The organism is Sphingopyxis sp., from assembly GCF_036402335.1.
Lineage (GTDB): Bacteria > Pseudomonadota > Alphaproteobacteria > Sphingomonadales > Sphingomonadaceae > Sphingopyxis.
In genome coordinates this window covers 1-2,084 of the sequence record NZ_DASWTD010000139.1, presented here as the reverse complement: position 1 = coordinate 2,084, position 2,084 = coordinate 1, and the positions used below count along the sequence as shown (strand labels likewise).

2 protein-coding genes and 1 pseudogene are annotated in these 2,084 nt (G+C 66.7%); all 3 read left to right on the top strand.

What is annotated here, in order from left to right:
* Positions 1-103, top strand: a pseudogene (moaC, locus tag VGD20_RS04345) (cyclic pyranopterin monophosphate synthase MoaC); the annotation flags it as partial.
* Complete coding sequence (gene glp, locus VGD20_RS04340) at positions 100-1,284, top strand: gephyrin-like molybdotransferase Glp (protein ID WP_331133273.1); 1,185 nt, start codon at positions 100-102, stop codon at positions 1,282-1,284. The pseudogene moaC and the gene glp, both read left to right, overlap by 4 nt.
* Positions 1,285-1,339: 55 nt before the next feature.
* Entirely contained in the window at positions 1,340-2,005 is a 666-nt protein-coding gene (gene lexA, locus VGD20_RS04335) for a transcriptional repressor LexA (RefSeq protein ID WP_331133272.1), read from the top strand.
* Positions 2,006-2,084 lie beyond the last annotated feature (79 nt).

Here is a 2,084-nt window from a genome sequence, read left to right as displayed (position 1 = left end):
CACCGTCTATGACATGGCAAAGGCGCTCGATCGCGGGATGGAGATCGGCGGCGTAACGCTGCGCGCAAAGTCGGGCGGCAAGTCGGGCGACTGGCGCGCATGAGCCTCCTGCCCGTCGCCGAGGCGCAGACGCGGCTGCTCGGGCTGGCAGATCCTGTGACGATCGAAACCGTCCCGCTTTCCGAGGCGGCGGGGCGCTGGGCAGCGGAAGACGTGATCGCCCGTCGCAGCCAGCCAACCGCCGATCTCTCGGCAATGGACGGCTATGCGATCCGCTTCGCAGACATGCCCGGGCCGTGGCGTGTGATCGGCCAGAGTGCTGCGGGCGCGGGCTTTACGGGCGCCGCCGGCAGGTGCGAAGCCGTCCGCATCTTCACCGGCGCACCGCTTCCGGCCGGCACCGACGCGATCCTGATTCAGGAAGAAGCGACGCACGATAGCGATCAACTGGTACTCTCGGGCGAAGGCCCGGCGGCGGCGGGCCAGCATGTTCGTCGCGCTGGCGGCGATTTCGAGGATGGTGCGCGGCTTCTCGAGGCGGGTGCGCGACTGACTCCGGCCCGGATTGCGCTCGCCGCGATCGGCGGTCATGGCGCGCTTGCGGTTCGGCGGCGCGTGAAGGTCGCGCTTATCTCCACGGGCGACGAACTCGTTCCGCCTGGCGCGGCGACGCAAGGCGTCCAGCTCCCTTCCTCCAATGCGGTGATGCTCGCAGCGCTGCTCGGCGACCTGCCGGTCGACATCATCGAAGGTGGAATCGTCGCCGATCGGCTCGACGCGCTTGCGAACGCCTTCGATGCCGCGCGCCACGCCGACGTGATCGTCACGACGGGAGGTGCCTCGGTTGGCGACCATGACCTCGTTCGTCCAGCGCTCGAGTCTGCGGGGGCCAAGCTCGATTTCTGGAAGATCGCGATGAAGCCGGGCAAGCCGCTGATGGCGGGCAAGCTGGGAAGCAGTATCGCCCTCGGCCTTCCGGGCAATCCGGTTTCAGCCTTTGCCACGGCAGTGCTGTTCCTGAGGCCGCTCGTCGCAAGGCTCGGAGGGGCCGGTGACCCGCTGCCCACCGTCCATAGCGCAACACTCGAAACTGACCTGCCCGGCACTGCCGGCCGCGCCGAGTATCTGCGGGGGATCTGGACGAAAGGCACCGTGCGCCCCGCCACGAGCCAGGACAGCGCAGCGCTCGTGGCGCTGGCATCAGCCAACACCTTGATCCTGCGGCCACCGCATACCGCCCCGGCTCGCGCTGGCGATATTGTCGAGATCCTGCCGCTCACTTGACGCGCGCCCTTTTGTTTCCTACACGTTCTCCGTTCGTTCCTTTGGGAGTGCGGTGATGCTGACGCGCAAGCAACATGAACTCATCTGTTTCATCAGCGACAGGCTCGCCGAAACCGGCGTTTCCCCTTCGTTCGAGGAGATGAAGGAAGCGCTGGATCTTAAGTCGAAATCTGGCGTGCACCGTCTGATCAGCGCGCTCGAGGAACGCGGCTTCATCCGGCGCCTGCCCAATCGGGCGCGCGCGCTCGAAGTGTTGCGCATGCCAGAGCGCACCGACGCGAAGCCGGTGGTCAAGGCACCCGCCCCCGCCATCCCCTCGCAAATCCCCATCGCAGCCAACGACGTCCTCGAGATCCCGCTTCACGGCCGGATCGCGGCGGGCATGCCGATCGAGGCGCTCGAGGGGCAGAGCTCGCTCTCCGTCCCCGCCGCGTTGCTGGGCTCGGGCGAGCACTATGCGCTTGAGGTTTCGGGTGATTCGATGGTCGAAGCGGGCATTCTCGACGGCGATTATGCACTCATCCGCAAAACGGATGTCGCGCGCGACGGAGAGATTGTAGTGGCGCTGGTCGATGAGAGCGAGGCGACGCTCAAATATTTCCGCCGCGAGGGCGCGATGGTGCGGCTCGATCCCGCCAACCGCGCCTATGATCCGCAGCGCTACAGCCCCGACCAGATTCGGATCCAGGGTCGGCTTGCGGGATTGCTGCGGCGTTACTGACGCCCGTTGAGGCGCGGCAGGGGCTCAGGCCGTGGGGGATTGAGCCAGGGATGATCACCGGGTGATCTGACGGTTTCCA

Coding starts and splice junctions, on each gene's coding strand:
- glp (WP_331133273.1), top strand. CDS start 100: ATGAGCCTCCTGCCCGTCGCCGAGGCGCAGACGCGGCTGCTCGGGCTG.
- lexA (WP_331133272.1), top strand. CDS start 1,340: ATGCTGACGCGCAAGCAACATGAACTCATCTGTTTCATCAGCGACAGG.